9 protein-coding genes and 1 tRNA gene are annotated in these 17362 nt (G+C 63.8%); 8 read left to right on the forward strand and 2 right to left on the reverse strand.

Going from position 1 to position 17362, the window contains the following annotated elements:
* The first annotated feature begins 30 nt into the window (after positions 1–30).
* The 3 genes from IPK69_01320 to IPK69_01330 all read left to right on the forward strand — a co-directional run bounded on the left by IPK69_01320 (position 31) and on the right by IPK69_01330 (position 2676).
* Positions 31–759, forward strand: coding sequence for a hypothetical protein (locus IPK69_01320; GenBank protein QQS09295.1), 729 nt, complete (start codon positions 31–33; stop codon positions 757–759).
* Between the two features lie 134 nt (positions 760–893).
* A tRNA-Pro gene (locus IPK69_01325) sits at positions 894–967 on the forward strand.
* 92 nt (positions 968–1059) lie between these two features.
* Positions 1060–2676: a hypothetical protein gene (locus tag IPK69_01330; protein QQS09296.1), complete on the forward strand. Its 1617-nt coding sequence runs from the start codon at positions 1060–1062 to the stop codon at positions 2674–2676.
* Positions 2677–2902: 226 nt separating this feature from the next.
* Here IPK69_01330 and IPK69_01335 read toward each other — a convergent pair whose 3' ends face one another.
* The gene (locus IPK69_01335) at positions 2903–3829 is read right to left on the reverse strand and encodes a hypothetical protein (GenBank protein ID QQS09297.1); all 927 of its coding nucleotides are present in this window, start codon (positions 3827–3829) and stop codon (positions 2903–2905) included.
* A 457-nt stretch (positions 3830–4286) separates the two neighbouring features.
* Between IPK69_01335 and IPK69_01340 the strand changes: the two genes are divergently transcribed.
* The 5 genes from IPK69_01340 to IPK69_01360 all read left to right on the forward strand — a co-directional run bounded on the left by IPK69_01340 (position 4287) and on the right by IPK69_01360 (position 13932).
* Entirely contained in the window at positions 4287–5381 is a 1095-nt protein-coding gene (locus IPK69_01340) for a PTS fructose transporter subunit IIC (GenBank protein QQS09298.1), read from the forward strand.
* 39 nt (positions 5382–5420) lie between these two features.
* Positions 5421–5726 (forward strand): PTS fructose transporter subunit IIB, encoded by a 306-nt coding sequence (locus IPK69_01345; GenBank protein QQS09299.1) that lies wholly within the window; start codon positions 5421–5423, stop codon positions 5724–5726.
* Positions 5723–8263 carry a phosphoenolpyruvate--protein phosphotransferase gene (gene ptsP / locus IPK69_01350; GenBank protein QQS09300.1) on the forward strand — a complete coding sequence of 847 codons (2541 nt, stop codon included), beginning with the start codon at positions 5723–5725 and terminating at the stop codon, positions 8261–8263. The genes IPK69_01345 and ptsP overlap by 4 nt, the downstream gene beginning before the upstream one ends.
* A gap of 153 nt (positions 8264–8416) precedes the next feature.
* Positions 8417–12727, forward strand: a complete 4311-nt coding sequence (locus IPK69_01355; GenBank protein QQS09301.1) for a chitobiase/beta-hexosaminidase C-terminal domain-containing protein — start codon at positions 8417–8419, stop codon at positions 12725–12727.
* The gene (locus IPK69_01360) at positions 12724–13932 is read left to right on the forward strand and encodes a HupE/UreJ family protein (protein ID QQS09302.1); all 1209 of its coding nucleotides are present in this window, start codon (positions 12724–12726) and stop codon (positions 13930–13932) included. Before IPK69_01355 ends, IPK69_01360 begins: the two co-directional genes overlap by 4 nt.
* A gap of 25 nt (positions 13933–13957) precedes the next feature.
* Here IPK69_01360 and lptD read toward each other — a convergent pair whose 3' ends face one another.
* A complete protein-coding gene (lptD, locus tag IPK69_01365; GenBank protein ID QQS09303.1) occupies positions 13958–17302 on the reverse strand; it encodes an LPS assembly protein LptD in 3345 nt (1114 codons plus the stop codon).
* Positions 17303–17362: the final 60 nt, after the last annotated feature.

The raw sequence follows: 17362 nt of genomic DNA on the forward strand, positions 1-17362 counted from the left end.
GATCGATCGAACGCGAACGAGGATTTCCCCATGCTGAACCACGCCCGACGGATTGCACGCCCCGCCTTCTCGGTTGTCGAGTTACTGGTGGTGGTGTTCATCATCGGAATCCTGATCGCCCTGTCCTTTGCCGTGGGCACGCGCGTGCTCGAGGCGGGGAAGTCGAGCACGACGAAGGACATCCTGTCGTCACTGGATCAGGCGCTCGGGGCGTACACCGCCGAGCACGACGGCAAGTTCCCGCCGGCAACGGTCTCGTTGCAGCAGACGGGGTCGAACGAGTTCAACCTCTGGCCGGTCGCCGACGCGATGGGCGATGGGGCGATGCTGAACTCCACCGGCATGGCGCTCAAACAACTCAAGTCCGTCCCCGCCGCCGAGGAGATCGTCAAGAAGATCCCGGCGAAGTTCCTCTCGAACACCATCGGAAACCCGGCGTTGCAGACCGTCGTCGATGCCTGGGGAAACCCGATCCGCTACGTCCACCCGACATTCGAGGGATTGATCGTGGACAACCAGAACTCGGCCGTGGGCAACGTTGCGGCGTATCGCGACCTCGCCCAAATTCTCGGCCCGGCGACGGCGGACAAGCCGTACAAGATTCGACAGATCCGTCGCAACGGAGGCGAGTCCGACGCGGGACTCTGTCCCAACTCCAGGCCGTATTTCTACTCGTCGGGCCCCGATGGGAACGCCTCGACGACCGAGGACAACGTGTACGTGACGCGGCCCGAGAAGGTGGCGGCAAAGAACCAGTGAGAGAGTGGGTGGACCCTCTGGCAAGACTGGCCACGTACCGGATACACCACGCTTGAGCCAGTGGTCAACGGCACAGGGGCGTTTGGCGAGGTTCTTGGTAGCGGCTGATCGAGGCCGCCTACACTGGTCACCTGCGGGGTGTAGCGCAGCTTGGTAGCGCGTCTCGTTCGGGACGAGAAGGTCGTAGGTTCAAATCCTATCACCCCGATTGACGATTGAAACGCCTGCGAGTCACTGGCTCGCGGGCGTTGTCGTTTTCGATGCGCAATCGAATCGGGGCGTGGCCGATACGATCTATTCATGCTGAAATGGCTTCTCAACCGCGGTGGCGAACCTCCATTCGATCCCGCGTCTCTCGGCACTCCGTGGGGCGATCGGCCGTCGGTATACTCCTACGTAGAAAGTCGCTTGGATCCTTCCAGTGGGCGTCTGTTTGCGCCGCACGCCGAGCTCCCTGATGAACCTTCAATCGCAGACAACGAACTACGGTTCTCCGGGGGGGCCCTTGATGGCATCTCAAGGCACGGGCTTGGCAATACCAGCGCGCAAGACGCGGCGCGGGTGGTATACACGCAACTCTTGCGCACGGTAGAGCGACGAGACCAGCGTACTTTCAATGTTCTGCACAGTTACGTTCTGGAACATTCAGCGTTGAGCTATGTCGATGAGTTGAATCCTCTGCTTGCTGGCTCGGTCGAGGAACTCGGAGGCGACCTTGCGGCGCTTGGGAGGCATCTCCTGAAATACGCCGCCGATCGGGAAGTGGTCAAGTTCGCGATCAATCTTGTCGGTGTCTGCGGAGGCGTTGAAGATCACTCGGTCTTATTGACGATTGGCGCTCATGACGAGTTCACCTTGTTCGCGGTGGTCGCGCTCGGTCACACAGGTGGCGGACAGCGGTCCGTATGGGAGATGGCCAAACGAGTCGACGGTTGGGGGCGAATCCAGTGCGTTGAACGGCTCGACAAGGAAACGGTCGATTTCGACGTCCGCACTTGGTTACTTACGGAAGGTTACAAGAACTCTGTGATGACCTCGTACACGGCAGCGATTTGCGCCCGACGCGGCTGTCTGAAAGAGGCACTGGATTCTGGGGTACTCGATCGGACGCTGATCGACGGTGCGGCCGAGATCCTGGCTGCTTTGGCGCGAGGCAATCCGGGAGAGGGAATGGAGGGGTACACCGAGAGCGCTCTCGCAACCGAGCGATTCCTCGCCATCGTCGAGCAGGACGAGTCTCCGAGTGCTCATTGGCTCCTGGCTGCACGTGACATCGAGCGGTATGTACAAGGCGCCTCCGGCAAGGAGGTATCTGGGCAATGGACACAGGAAGCTCTCGAACGATGCGCTAGGGGGATTGACCGCATCCGCGCCCGATCAGTATGGCGTCAGGTTGTCGCGGAGTGGCTCGAAAGCAACGACGATTTCCGATTCAACGTCGCTGCCGAAGCAGCACAGTACATTGGGATTGACACTTGGGAGCACCGGTTCAGCAGATTGGTTGCTGGTAAAGAGCAGTGGTACTGGCTTCTCGAAACGACCGACTCGCGTCGATTGGATCGAGTTCTTGAGTTTGCTAGTACGGCAATCGATCTGAAAGCCGTCACAACCGGATACGGAGATGCGTTGGGTTTCGGCCCGTCGTTCGTGGAGCACCGGAAGCTCGACTGGATTCTGCAAGCCCTTCAGCGATGGCCTGGGCGCGGCAGGGAATTCATCAGTGCGGGCTTTCGGAGCCCTGTAGTACGAAACCGCTGGGGTGCCGTTCGTGCGGCGCTTCGGTGGGCCCCGGAGCACCGACAACCGTTTCTCGAGGTCGTGCGACGTCTCCATCGGGATGAGCAGAAGGCCGAACTGCAGGCCGCGCTTGCAAGGCTACTCTCTGGAGAGGTCGATTCGCTCGAGTCCAGCGGGTGATGATGTGCGGAACGACTTTGCACTCATCGGCCATCGAACGGCGAGGTGCGCCGAAAAGCTCATGATTGGCTCGGTGCCAGAAGTCCGCGGACTGCAGGCCCGAACACTCTAACGCCCTCCAAGAAAAGTTCTATTGGTGTACTGTCACCCCGATTTTGCTGACCGCAGTCCACGAATGGTGGATGTATGAGACTGCGAGTTGCACAACCGCACGTTCCTTGTGTCTTCATCGGGCTTCGGGCATGAACTCGAATCGCCTTGGGGTGCCGCCTTTGGTAAATCCGATCGTGGCCGTCAGTGCGCCCTCGGGTGAGAGTTCGTAGGTGATGCGTTTGGGATAGTCGTGGCGAGGGTTGTCGAAGACGGCGTGCGTGGCTGTTAGTTCGGTGAGGACGAACTCGGTGGGCGTCCCGCCGTTGGGCTGGGCGATGTAGACGAGACCGTCGTCACGTTCGATGACGCGGAGATACTCGAAGGCGGACAGTTTTCCGCGCGACACGGTGCGTGATGTGGCGAGCATGGATCCACCCAACGGCGGGCTCCATCGCTCTTCAAAGGAGATCTGCCCCTGGGAGCCTCTCGTTCCGGTCCACGCGCCGGCGAGCCAGGCGAGATCGGCGATCGTGGCCTTTGCGGGCGTGGGCATCGGGATGTCTTCGGCGTGCCGATAGAGGCCCTGGGACTGCGGCCTGGAGGCGCTCACGAGGAGGCCGTCGGGCGACATGCGGAACTCCCTTCGGATGAGGCCCTGCGGCTCGTCGCCTGGCTTCCGGATGTAATCGATCTCGTAGGAGAGAGTGGCGTCTTTCCATTGAGCCCGGTATCGTGCGACCTCGGAGTTTTCCTTGGTCTGAACTTCGGTGATCGACCCATCGAGCGCCACTCGTACATTGCCGCGGCCGCCGCCGTGGCCCCACACCAGGATGACGGCATCATCCTCGATTCGAAACGTGAACTTTGAACTCATGGGAGGTCCGAGTTGTTCGAGTGTTCGGCCTTCGGTGCGGTCCTCGACATAGATCCACTCGCCGTCCAGCGCGCGCAGGCCATCGTCGGCGTGTGTGGAGCGTGAGGCATGGCTCGGCGTTGGCATGAGTGCCAACAAAATGGCGAGCGATACGAAGACAGGGACGAGCCATGTGTACCATCGCATTGGGGACTCTCCTTTGAACGGTCGAGACGATCGCACGCGGGCATAGTTTCCGAGGACTACCGCAATCGACATCGGCATCGTAGAGGACCATGCAAAGAGTTCGGTGTAACAAGGAAATCATGCGCGTGCGAGTGAGATACGGACCGGGGACTTTGGCCGGCTCTGCCCCTGCCTCCGATTCCGACCAGGCGTCAGCAGTGTGGCTGCGATCATGATCTCCCCCGGTGAGGCCCGCCCCACGCCCCCACCACACCCGACTCGATCATCGCGGAGACTGGACGGCCGCAGCGATGAATGCGGAAGGGGGGACCGAGGAGTGTCTTGTGAGTCGTGCCACGACTGACGGGCTGAGGTATAGCGTGGCCGGTCGGGAAGGCGTGGTTTGTGGTGGGACTACTACCATCGCCCGATCGTCACCCGTTCCGAGGACTCGCACACTCCATCTTCCCGAGGACCCATGGAAGCCTTCAAGCAACTCCGCCAACATCTGCTCACGGGCGTGTCGTACTCGATCCCGTTCATCGCGTGTGGCGGGATCCTGATCGCCTTGTCGCTGGCGTTCGCGCCGATGGGGGAGCATGGGCCAGACATGGGCGCGATTCAGCCCGAGTCGTGGCAACACGTGCTGCGACTCACGCTGAAGGTGGGCGAGACGTCGTTCGCGTTGATGCTCCCGATCCTGGCGGGGTACATCGCGTACTCGATCGCTGGGCGACCCGGGCTGGTCGCGGGGATGATCGGCGGGCTTCTGTGTGCCGATCTGCGTCTACCGTGGTCGATCGTTGAGGATGAGAAGGCGCTGAGCGCGGGATTCCTCGGGGCGCTCGTGGCGGGACTTGCCGCGGGATATCTCGTCCAAGCGATCAAGAAGATCCCGGCGCCAAAGTTGGTAAAGCCGCTCATGCCGATCCTGGTGATCCCGGTGGTGTCCTCGGTGGCGATCGCGGCGTTGATGATGCTGGTGGTCGGGCCACCGATCGCGCACGCCTATGCCTGGATGGGCGAGGCGCTGCGAAACATGCAAACGGGAAACGCCGTGGCACTGGCGATGCTCCTCGGCGCGATGATCGCGTTTGACATGGGCGGACCGGTGAACAAGGCGGCGTTCTTCTTCGCGTCGGGCCTGATCACGCAGGGGAACTACACGATGATGGGGGCGGTGGCGGCGGCGATCTGCACCCCGCCTTTGGGCATGGGGCTCGCGACGGTGCTCGGGCGGAAGATGTGGAGCGAGGAGCAGCGAGAATCCGGCTATGCCGCGCTTGGGATGGGAATGATTGGGATCACCGAGGGCGCGATCCCCTTCGCGGCGGCGGATCCATTCCGCGTGATACCCTGCATCATGCTCGGCTCGATGGTCGCGAGCACGATCGCGATGCTCGCGGGCGTGGGCGATCACGCGCCGCATGGCGGGCCGATTGTGATCTTCGTGGTCGACAACAAACTGATGTACGTCGTCGCGATCGCCGCGGGCATGCTGGTCACGGGGCTCGCGATCAACACGGTCAAGCGGATCTGGCCCTCGGCCCTCGATCCCAAGGAATCGGCGTAACCGTGTGTGGATCGAGACCACGATGAGGAGAGCACACCGATGAGGATCGTTGCCGTCACCGCGTGCCCCACGGGGATCGCGCACACCTACATGGCCGCCGAGCAACTCGAGAAGGCCGCGAAGGCCGCGGGGCACACGATCCGCGTGGAGACGCAAGGGTCGATGGGAATCGAGAACGAGTTGTCGTCGCGCGACATCACCGAGGCGGAAGTGGCGATCTTCGCGGTGGACATCGAGGTCGAGAACAAGGATCGATTCGAGGGAAAACGCATCGTCAAGGTGGGCGTGGCCGAGGCGATCAAGAACCCCGCGGCGGTGCTCGCCCGGGCCGTGAGCGGCACGTGAGCGGAGCCACCCCACGCGCCCAGTTCCGATTCGTGTGCCCGCTTCCGAATGGCATGCACGCGAGGCCGGCGAGTCTGCTCGCGGATGCGGCGAGGGGATTTCAATCGGTCGTTCGGCTCACGATCGATGATTCGGCGGGCGTCGATGTCACGAGCGTGCTGTCGGTGGTGGCGTTGGACGTTCGTCATGCTCAGGAGTGCACGCTGATAGCGGAGGGCGACGACGCGAGCGTGGCGATCCATGCGCTGGCTCGGTTCGTCACGGAGACTCTGCCGAGTGTTGACACGCCGACGATCCATGGTCGCGGGCCTGAGAGCGAGCGGGCCGTCTGGCTTTCACCTGTGTTGATGTCGCCGGAGTCGAAGACCTTCGTGGGTGTGCCAGCGGTTGGTGGGATCGGCTTTGGCGAGGCGGTTCATGTCGCGGGATTCACGCTGAGTGCAGAGGCGTTGCGGGCCGTTCCGTGCAGCGTGGCGGACGAGTTGGGAGCCTTGCATGCCGCAGTAGAGGCGACACGCGAATCGCTGACGACGCGGGCGCGTGGAGCGCGGGGAGTCGAGGCCGAGTTGCTGAGGGCGCATATGGCGATTGCCACGGACACAGCGCTCTCGGCCGCGATGGAAACGCATGTCCGAGGCGGCGCGACGGCGATCCGCGCGGTCTTCGAGGCGTGCGAAGGATTCGCGCAGCGGCTGCGATCGGCCGAGAGCGAGTACATCCGAGAACGGGCGAGCGACGTGGGAGAGGTCGGGATGCTTCTCATGTCACGGCTCCCTGGAGGAAGCGGGCGCGACGATGGCCCTGGCGTTCGACTCGGCTCGCCGAGCGTGATCCTGGGCGAGACGCTGACCTCGCACCAGTTGATGTCGCTGGACCGCGAGCATCTGCATGGCCTGGTGCTCGGCGGTGTCGGGCGGACATCGCACGTCGTGATCCTCGCTCGATCCTTTGGCATCCCCACGGTTGTTGGGATGCGCGAGCCGCGATCGATCGCGAGGGCCGGCGAAGAGGTGATCGTCGATGGTGAGGAGGGGCGGGTGTTCGTGTCGCCGGCGGCGGGCGTGCGAGGCTATTTCGAGCGCGAGAGGAACGCGATCATTCACGGCGCAGAACGGACTCGCGATACGGCACGGGGTCGTGTGTGCACGATCGATGGGCAGTCGATCGAGGTCGGTGTCAATGCCGCTTCAGAGGCGGAGGTTCATGAGGGCGTGCGGAACGGTGCGGACGGCGTCGGGCTTGTACGAACCGAGTTTCTCTTTCTGGATCGGAACGCGCCTCCCAACGAGAATGAGCAGTTCGAGACATACTCGTCGATCGTGCGTGCGGCGGAGGGGCGACCGGTCCTCTTTCGCACGATCGATATCGGCGGCGACAAGCCCGTGGCGTACATGCGTCTGCCGCGGGAGGAGAACCCGTTCCTCGGTGTCCGCGGCTTGCGGTTGTACGCGACCCACGAGGAACTGCTGCGGACGCAACTGCGGGCGATGCTCCGGGCGGCGACACTCGGATCCGTCAAGATCATGGCCCCAATGGTCTCGACGCCCACGGAAGCGAGTTGGTTTCGCGATCGGGTTGACGACGCTCAGCGGTCGCTCGAGCGCGATGGGGTGCACGTCGGCGAGGTATCGATCGGCATGATGATCGAGGTGCCCTCGGCCACCACGGTGATGGACCAGTTCTGCCGCGTGATGGATTTTTTCAGCATCGGCACGAACGACCTGTGCCAGTACTGGTCGGCGGCGGATCGGGGGAACGCGGGCGTGGCCTCGCTTGGCGATGCACGGCAGCCGTCGTTCGTGCGGCTGCTCCGTGGGATCGTGCGGGAGGCGCGCCGACATGGGCGATGGATCGGCGTGTGCGGCGAGATGGCCGGGGATGCGGCGATTCTGCCGCTCATGGTGGGGCTTGGGGTGGATGAAATCAGCGTCGCTCCCACGAGCGTCGGCGTGCTCAAATCGATGGTGCTGCAGGCCTCGGGCGAGAACTGTCAGAGTGTGCTCGAGGAGGCGTGTGGGTGTGAGAAGGTGTCGGAGGTCGCCGAGTTGTTGGCGCGGCCGGGCTGGCGCGGAGGTTCGAGCATGCCGATTGTTGATCCTTCGCTTGTGGCGATGAGATCCGAAGCGACGACCAAGGCCGAGGCGATCCACGAGGCGGCGTGTGTGCTTCGGGCCACGGGACGCCTCTCAAGCACACGCCCGGTCGAGCAAGCGGCGTGGGCGCGAGAAGAAACGTATTCGACCGGACTGGGGCATGGCTTCGCGATCCCACATTGCAAGTCCGAAGCGGTGGTCCACCCGTCACTCGCGATCGTGCGGCTCGCCACACCGATCGAGTGGGGCTCGCTCGATGAGCAACCCGTCTCGATCGTGATGCTGCTCGTCGTGCCGAGCAGCGACTCCGCGGGGAGCCATATGAAGATCTTCGCCAGACTCGCCCGCAGGCTGATGCACGAGTCCTTCCGCGATCGTTTGCGAGCCGCTGAGAGTGCCGAGGGTCTGGTTGGTGTGCTTCGCGAGGAGTTGGAGTTGTCGTGATCTGTCGGAGTCGGAACGGCCACCCGCTCCGTCTACGATCGAGTCGAGCGGGCGTGATGCGTCTCTGACGCGGCGTGCACGATGAAAACATCGACCTCGTCGAGACTCGACGAGAACACGGTTCTGGGAGTTTCATTCATGACGAATCAAGACATGCGACGAGTGTTGGCTGCCCTTGCGATGACAACCCTCTGTGGTATCGCCCTCGCCGTCGAGCCGCCCCGTGAAGCGCCCCAGTCGACAGCACTCCCCAGCGACATCCCCAACCTCGGCACAACGCCCACGCTCTTTGTCGTTGGCTACGCCCACCTCGACACACAATGGCGATGGACGTACGTCGACACCATCCGCGAGTTCCTCCCCTCCACCCTCCACGACAACTTCAAACTCTTCGAGAAGTACCCCGACTACGTCTTCAACTTCAGCGGCTCGCGTCGGTACCGCATGATGGAGGAGTACTACCCCGAGTCGTTCGCGAGACTCCACGATTTCGTGGCCGCGGGACGCTGGTTCCCCTGCGGCTCCTCCGTGGACGAGAACGACGCCAACGTGCCCTCGAGCGAGTCGCTCATCCGCCACGTGCTCTACGGCAACAACTACTTCCGCAATGAGTTCGGCGTCGCGAGCGAGGAGTACATGCTCCCCGACTGCTTCGGCTTTCCCGCGGCCCTCCCCAGCGTGCTCGCGCACTGCGGCATCAAGGGTTTTTCCACGCAGAAACTCACGTGGGGCGGCGTCGTTCCGATCCCCTTCAAGGTTGGGACGTGGACAGGGCCTGATGGCCGAGGCGTGATCGCCGCCCTCGATCCAGGCGCCTACGTCGGCGAGGTGAAGGAGAATCTCGCCAAGAGCAACGGCTGGCTCACGCGAATCAACACGAGCGCCAAGACATCCGGGTTCTTCGGCGATTACCACTACTTCGGCACGGGCGATCAGGGCGGCGCGCCACGCGAGCCGTCGGTCCGCATGGTTGAGGAGAGCGTGACGACGCAGGGGCCGATCAGGGTCATCTCCGGGCCCGCCGACTGGCTCTTCCGATCCGTGACCAGCGAGCAGCGTGCGAAACTCCCGACATACCAGGGCGAGTTGATGCTCACCGAGCACTCGGCCGGCTCGATCTCGTCGCAAGCGTACATGAAGCGGTGGAATCGCAAGAACGAGATCCTCGCGGACGCCGCCGAGCGAGCCTCGATCGCCGCGTGGTGGATGGGCGGACGCCCGTATCCGTCTTCGAAACTGGAGGACGCGTGGTACCTCGTGCTCGGGTCACAGATGCACGACATCCTGCCGGGGACGAGCACACCCAAGGCCTACGAGTTCTCGTGGAACGACGAGGTGCTCGCAGCGAACCAGTTCTCCTCAATCATCACCGATGCGTCCGATGCTGTTATCTCGGCAATGGACACGAAGGTGCAAGGACAGGCCGTCGTGGTCTTCAACCCGCTGTCGTTCGCACGCGAGGACGTGGTCGAGGCGAGCGTGCCGACCGTGCGCGGTGCGAAGAGCGTGCGCGTGATCGCTCCCGATGGGCACACGGTTCCCGCCCAGATCCTCACGACCAACGACACGTCCACCCGTGTCGCGTTCGTCGCCCCGATGGAATCGGTGTCATTCGGCGTCTTCACCGTACAACTCGGCGACGATCCGGCCCCAGCAATATCCTCCCTCTCGGTCACCGACCACACGCTCGAGAACGAGCACCTGCGGGTCACAATCAACGCCGGCGGCGACATCGCTTCGGTCATCGACAAAGCCTTGGGACGCGAGGTGCTCTCCGCGCCGGCGACACTCTCCACGCACTATGAGAACCCCAAAGCCTGGCCGGCATGGAACCAGGATTGGACGGATCGCCAGAAGCCCGCGGCGGCGATGGCCGGTGCACCCACGAGTATCCGGGTCGTCGAACGCGGGCCCGCGCGCGTGGCTATCGAAGTCGTGCGCGAGATCGAAGGTTCGGCCGTCACCCAGGTCATCTCACTGGCCGCCGGTGACACCGGACGCCGCGTGGAGTGCGACGCGACTATCAACTGGCGAGGCAAGGAGCGGAGCCTCCGGGCGGCGTTCCCGCTCGCCGCGAGCAACCCGATCGCCACGTTCGACATCCAGACCGGCGTCGTCGAGCGGCCCAACTCCCACGCCAAGCAGTACGAGTACTCCTTCCATCGCTGGCTCGATCTCACCGACACCGACGGCACGCACGGCGCCTCGATCCTCTGCGACAGCAAGTACGCCTCGGACAAGCCCGACGACCACACGCTCCGACTCACGCTCCTCTACACGCCCGGCACCCAAGGCGGTTATCCCGACCAGGGCACGCAGGACATCGGACAACATCGTGTAAAGTACGCTCTCTATCCGCATTCCCAGGACTGGCGTGCGGCACGGTCATACCAGCACGCCGATCGATTGAACACCCCACCGATCTCATACGTGGCCACTCCGCACGTTGGCGCGCTCGGGCGATCGTTCTCGCTGGCTCGTTGCGACGATCCGTCCGTCACGATCAGCGCGATCAAGAAGGCCGAGGCCTCGGACGAGATCATCGTGCGCCTTCGAGAGCAAGACGGCAAACCCGCGAGTGACGTGCCCATCTCATTCACACGCCCCATCCTCTCCGCACGCGAGGTCGATGGCCAGGAGCGTGAGATCGGACCCGTGACGATCGTCAACGGCGTGCTCCATGCCAATCTGAGCAGTTTCGAACTTCGCGCCTACGCCATTCGGCTCGGCGAACAACCCGCGGCGATCGCGCCCGTGGTCTCCGCGCCGGTGCCATTGCCTTGCAACGTGGACGTCGTAAGCACCAACGCGAATCGCGCTGATGGATCGATGGATACCACGCACGGCGCATACCCCGCCGAGCAGTTCCCATCTTCAATAACCGACGCCGGTGTGACCTACGCCTTCCGATCCACAACCGACGGCTCGATGAACGCGGTCGCGTGCCAGGGCCAGACCATCGAGTTGCCCGCGCGAGATGCGGATCGAGTCTACATCCTCGCTGCCGCGAACGAGGATGTCCGATCGATGATCCGTGTAGGCAATGTCGAGCACGCGTGGAACGTGCCCTCGTGGACGGGGTACATCGGTCAATGGGACAACCGCGTTTGGCCTGGAAATACCGACGACCCGTCCTATCGCTGGAACGACGCCCCAATCGGTCTGGTGCCGGGTTACATCAAGACCGACGCGGACGTCGCGTGGTTCGCCTCGCATCGGCACACCGCGAACGGCGACGCGTTCTATCAGTACTCATACATCTTCCGCACCTCCTTCGAGTTGCCCGAGGGCGCATCCCACGTGACCCTGCCCGATGATCCAAGGATCAAAGTCTTCGCCATGAGCCTCGCGAAGCATGGCAAGTCGAGCATCGCCCTTGCGCACCCGCTCTTCGACACGCTCGATGGCCATCAGCAGGATGCCCCCGTAATCGTGGGCGATCGCCACGCCACCGACACCACTTCCGTGACCATCGAGCCGGGCCTGTACTGGAGCCGAGGCTCGATCCGCTACACGACCGATGGCTCAGCACCGTCGGCCACATCGCCTGTCTTCGACTCCCCTCTGGAAATCGACGCGCCGATGACCATCACAGCGGCCGTCTTCGACGACGCCGGGCGTGCCGGACCCATGGCCAAGGCGACGTTCGATGTCCACGATTCCACACCACCCAGCGTGACGCGAGTCATCTCGTCATACCAGTCCAAAGTGGTGACAATCCTCTTCTCAGAACGCGTGGGCACGGTGACGAAGGACCACTTCAGTATTGAGCCGCACATCGATGTGACAAGCGTCGAGTCTTCACCCGATCGTCTCGCAATACGTCTTGTTCTGGCCTCGCCGCCAACGGAGGGCACCCCATACACGCTCTCCATCCGCGACATCCCGGACGCGTCGGCAGGCGCGAACCGGCTCGTCTCGACGTCCGCGATCATTCAGGTCACCGGCCCAGTCTTCACGCTCGAACAGATCACTCCCAAGGACCAGGGACGAGTCCTGTCCAACATCCCAGGCCTGCCCGTCGGCGCCAAGGACCCATGGACGATCAACGCGTTCATAAAGATGGCCAAGCAGCCCGACAACCGAACGATCATCGCGGGATTCGGGCGCTGCGCCGACGATGTCGATGGCGGCGCCCGGTACCTCGCCAAGTTCGCCGGAGGCGTCCACTTCTGGAGTCGCCTGCGCGATGTGTCCACGCGGTCGCCGTACACACTCAATGCCTGGCAGATGGTCACCGCGACATACGACGGCGAGACGCTCCGCGTTTATCGCGACGCAACCCTCGTCGGCGAGCGACGCCTGACGCTCTCGGACGACATGAACACCATCGAACTCCTCCCTAAAGACCCATGGGAGCAGACACGCGTCTTCGAAGGCGAGATCTCGAGATTCACAATTTGGAACTCGGCCCTCTCCGTGGAGTCGCTCCAATCGATCATGGCCACCAAGCCAGGGACATGAGCAGAACATCACCATGTCGCGAAACTCGATGGCGTGCCCTCTGGTCGCGAATCGTTCCGATCGTCGCATGTCTCACGCTCGTCGCACCGACGGCCTTCGCTCACCCGCCACTCGCGACTGTCGCCACGCTGCGCATCGACACCGATGGACACGTCGACCTCACGGTCCACTATGACGCCCTCGCCTTCGCCCTCAACGATGTCTCGGCCAATATCCCCGACGAGCCGATGTTCGAGTTGCTCCACGCCGGCGACGATGCGATCGCTCAATCACTCGCGGCATGCGGCCCTCGCTTCGAGCAACTCTGCATCCTCGAGGCCGACAGCAATCGGATTCCACTCTCGGTGGCGACCCTGCCGACCGTGGCCGACGTGCGCGCCGAAGAGGCGCGACGTCCCACATATCCGCTTCCCATCAAGTCCACACTCGAGTCCCATGCCCAACTCACGGCAAGCACGTCGAGCATCACGATCCGCTTTCCCGAAATCCTCGGCATCGTGGTCGTCACCATCGATCGACCGGGCTTCGAGCCGGTGGCCATCCCGCTCGGCGTGAACGAACGATCGCCCGCCTTCAAGATCATCCCCATTTACGAGTCCGGCTCGACAACACAGCCAGAACCTCCAGCAGCCGGCGACTCGAACTCCTCACGCTGGCAAGCGTTCCTTCGCTTCGTCTCCCTCGGCTTTCGTCACATCGTGCCCGAGGGCCAGGATCACATGCTCTTCGTGCTCGGCCTATTCCTCCTCACGCCAAAGGCCAGGCCCGTGCTCCTCCAGATCTCCGCGTTCACGCTCGCCCACACCGTAACCCTCGCGCTCACATCGCTCCGAATCATCGGCCTGCCCGCATCAATCGTCGAACCCGCCATCGCCGCCTCGATCGCCTTCGCCGGCATCGAAAACCTGGTCATCACCCGAGTCACACCCTGGCGAACCCTGGCCGCGTTCATTTTCGGCCTGGTCCACGGCATGGGCGTCGCCACTTCGTTCAACGAAGCGGGATTTCCCGAAGGAACACTCGTCTCCAGCCTCGTCGCGTTCACCCTGGGCGTCGAGGGCGGGCACCTCGCCGTGCTCCTCGCGGCATTCGTACTTCTCGGCTGGACACGAAATCGAGCGTGGTACCGTCCACGCATCGCCATTCCACTCTCACTGGTGATCTCGGCCATCGCGATCGTGTGGTTCGTCCAACGCCTTCGTTGAATCCCACACGTCCGCGCCAGTATGCCTACTCCCATCCGCCGATCGTGGTCCGTCCGCTGCTCCCGAACGAGGCCGACCCACGCGCGCCATACGGCTGGAACAGGATACCAAAACTGGTATCCCCCGAGACCTCGTCATACCCGATGTTCGCCCCGAGCACCATCGACTCGAATCGCCGCACGAGTTGGATCGAGGCCCCCTGGAACCCCGTGTTCGAGGCATCGTAACTCCCCGAGAGCGAGAGCGAGTACTTCGACGCGAACTCGTACCGCGAGCCCGCCGTCACCACCGTCGCGTCCTGAGAGTTGATGAACCGCACGTCGGCGTACGTCGAGAAACTCGGGTTGTGCCGGAGCAGCACGCCCGCCGTCGAGACGGCCATCTGATCAATATCAAAGTCGAACACACCACCGCCCGTGATCGCGAGTGTGTCCGAGGCCTGCCACACGGCATCGGCGATGAACGCGTCCCCCGCCGTGCTGAGTTCCGGGCGCGGCTCATAGAACCGCGTGATCGGCCCATCCGTCACGCGTCCTTCACGCTTCGCGTCGGACGTGGACACGACCACGTCGGTGCTCAGTGTGAAGAGATCGACCGAGTGCCACCGCCCTGGCCCGCCGCGCTGGGTCTGGAACCGCTGCGTCACGCCCGCACGCACGATCCCGCCCGTCAGGAGCGACTCAACCGAATCGTCGAAGACGGGAAGGCTCGTCGAGGGCACGTTCGTCCCGGAGTACATCACGGTGACGCTCGGCTCCACGATGTGCCGAAGGCGATGCACGTCAAAGAACCGCGAATCGACGTCGTCGTGCACACGCTGGATGGTGGTGCCGAGGCGGACCCCATACGCGCCCCACGTCCGTGTCTCGTCGTTCTCTCGGCCCGTGCCGAATCCAGAGAGTTGGTTGTACTCGCCAAAGCCGTTGTCATAGAAACTTGCACGCCCGATGACGAACGGCTGGATATTCACAGGCCCCTCGCGGAATTGCGAGGAGATCTCGTGGCGAGTATCCAGACGTGTCACGCCATCCTCGTCCAGACCGATCGACCGGAGTTGATCCGCAATCCTCTGATCGGCATCAAGCCCGAAAAGCCGCTGCGCCCCGGTGTTGTTGAGCCCACGCGTCGAGAGTGCTTCCTCGTCAAACGACAGGCTCACCCGCCCCGCCCGATACTCGCTCCAATACGTCACGGCCCCAGGCGCAAAGTCGTCGAACACATCATCCGCAAGCCGCGTGTACGTCGCCTCGGGGAGTTTCTGAACGCTGTACCCCTGCGACTCGAGCAGGTAGTCGTTCGCCACGAAGTCGTTCACATTCCCAGAGACCTCGAGCGAGAAGAGCGACTGGTCGCTCCGCCGCTGGACGCGGGCCCGGCTGATGAACTCACGCCGCTCGGTCGCGAGATCCGGGAAGAACGCCCCCACGAACGACGCGTCGCTTGCGTACGCCCCCTCGACCATCGCCGACCAGTGCTCGTCCAGGCGCCAGCGATGCTCGCCGAGCGCCAGCAATCGCCCGTTGTCGTCGGGCGCTCGCTCAAGCCCGGTCCTGAAGGCGTCGGTCCCCGAATCGCCGGGGAGTCCATAGACATACAGCCCGCCGGCGCTCGTCTCTCGCGTCCACCCCAGCCGCGCGCCCAGGCCCACGCCACGCTCGTCGTAGTAATCCACCAGTGCGTCGGCGGTGTACCAGTCCGGCTGGTCCATGCCCAGAAGCCCAAAGACATTCAGCCGCGTCTTCACCGCAAACCCGCTGTTCCGCGAGTTCTCGAAGCGAAGATCCTTGAGCGGCACCGCCGCCGGATCGCCCGTGAATCGAGGCCAATAAAAAACTGGGAACCCTGCGGCCCGCAGAGTGATATTCCTCGCGTCGATCGTCGTCCGAACGCGGCCGCCATCCGACCCCACCCCACCGCTCTCGGTGCCCGCATCACCACCAGTCGACGAGACCTGCGTCGCCCGCCGCGAGATCGTCACGCTCGTCGCGCCGATCGAGAACTCCGGCTCAAAGAATGCGCTGTTCGCAAACGTCGCTCCCGTCGCCTTGAACTCGTCGGCCGCCTCCTGCCGGATCGTCTTCGCCCGCACATACAGCGGCAGCCCACGTCGCTCGTCGTACGTCCAGAAGACGCCATCGAGCACCACCGCCTTGTTCCGCGCCACGTCGTACATCATCTGTGGCCCGCGCAGTGTGTACTTTCCGTCGCTCGCGACCACGTCCCCCTCGAGATAGATCGCCTCGACGTCCCCCTGCCTCATCCGCGTCGCGTCGAACGCACCGACGCGCCCGCCCTTGAGGAAGACCACCGCACGCTGCGCCGTCATCTCCAGACGACGGTCCACTCGCACGTCTGTGTACTGCACCGTCACCCCGCCCGTCGCAACGACGGTGCGTTCATCCTCACCCGTCCCGCCCGGCACGAGCGAGAGACTCCCGAAACCCAGGCTGATGATCCCATTTCTCGCGAAGATCGGCTCGCTGATCTCTCCGATCGCGGTGTCGGCGAGGATGCTCCGAGCGCTCTCGTCAGCGGCCGTCCGGCGCGACGGCTCGAAGGGCCGCCCCGTGCCCGGTATCCCAGGCTCACGGGCCGCTTCACTCACGCTCGTCGCCACGCCCGCCTCGACGCCCTCGCGCACATACGCGGGCGGCGTAGGCACAAGATCCGGTCCCCTGGGTAACCCCGCGAGCGGATCGGGTATCTCCTCGACAAACCCAGGCACCAGCCGCCGCAAGGACCGCGCAAGTTCCCCCTCCGACTCGGTCACGAACGCGCCGTCCGAACCCGACGGCCGCTCGCGAACGACCAGATCCGCCTTGAGTTTCACGCCCTCACCCTGCGGCGGCCGCAGCACGCCACGAACCAGCAACCGATCACCCGCGACGCGAATCGCACTGGATGAACCCACCGCGTCCGACGCCGTCCCCACGCGATCAAAGTTGATCGCCACCTGGAAGACACCATCTTCCAGAGGCTCGATCCACACACACGCCCTCGCCGCCTGCAAATCAAACGGCCCCAACCTCACGCGAACATCACCCACAAGCAGCAGCCGCCGCGTCGCGCCGGGGATCGAGTCGCCAAAGACGTACACCTTCCGGGCCGCAAGATCGATCGGCCCGTCTTGCGTGGCCAACGGCAGTCGCATGCCCGCAAAGTCACGACCATTGATCCGCGCCACATCGATGCTCGTGACCGGTCCGCCCGTCGCGGCCGAAGGCGTCTGCACGATCGGCTGGGCGAACGCCGGATCACCACCATGGCACGCGAGCCCCGCGAGCGACGCGATCATCGCGGCGCGTGCGGATCCACGGACCAGGAATGGAGTCGAGAGTCGGGCGGCGATCCGTGCGCTCCGGCAGTTCATGGGTCCATGCTAGGGTGCGTCCCCGCGTCGTAGAATGCCCGTTCGCTCCTCATCCAGGAA

The organism is Phycisphaerales bacterium, assembly GCA_016699835.1.
Taxonomy (GTDB): Bacteria; Planctomycetota; Phycisphaerae; order Phycisphaerales; family UBA1924.

Excerpts from the sequence above, each read along its gene's own strand:
- IPK69_01330 (QQS09296.1), top strand. The coding sequence starts at position 1,060 with ATGCTGAAATGGCTTCTCAACCGCGGTGGCGAACCTCCATTCGATCCC.
- lptD (QQS09303.1), bottom strand. The coding sequence starts at position 17,302 with ATGAACTGCCGGAGCGCACGGATCGCCGCCCGACTCTCGACTCCATTC.
- IPK69_01320 (QQS09295.1), top strand. The coding sequence starts at position 31 with ATGCTGAACCACGCCCGACGGATTGCACGCCCCGCCTTCTCGGTTGTC.
- IPK69_01340 (QQS09298.1), top strand. The coding sequence starts at position 4,287 with ATGGAAGCCTTCAAGCAACTCCGCCAACATCTGCTCACGGGCGTGTCG.
- IPK69_01345 (QQS09299.1), top strand. The coding sequence starts at position 5,421 with ATGAGGATCGTTGCCGTCACCGCGTGCCCCACGGGGATCGCGCACACC.
- IPK69_01360 (QQS09302.1), top strand. The coding sequence starts at position 12,724 with ATGAGCAGAACATCACCATGTCGCGAAACTCGATGGCGTGCCCTCTGG.
- IPK69_01355 (QQS09301.1), top strand. The coding sequence starts at position 8,417 with ATGCGACGAGTGTTGGCTGCCCTTGCGATGACAACCCTCTGTGGTATC.
- IPK69_01335 (QQS09297.1), bottom strand. The coding sequence starts at position 3,829 with ATGCGATGGTACACATGGCTCGTCCCTGTCTTCGTATCGCTCGCCATT.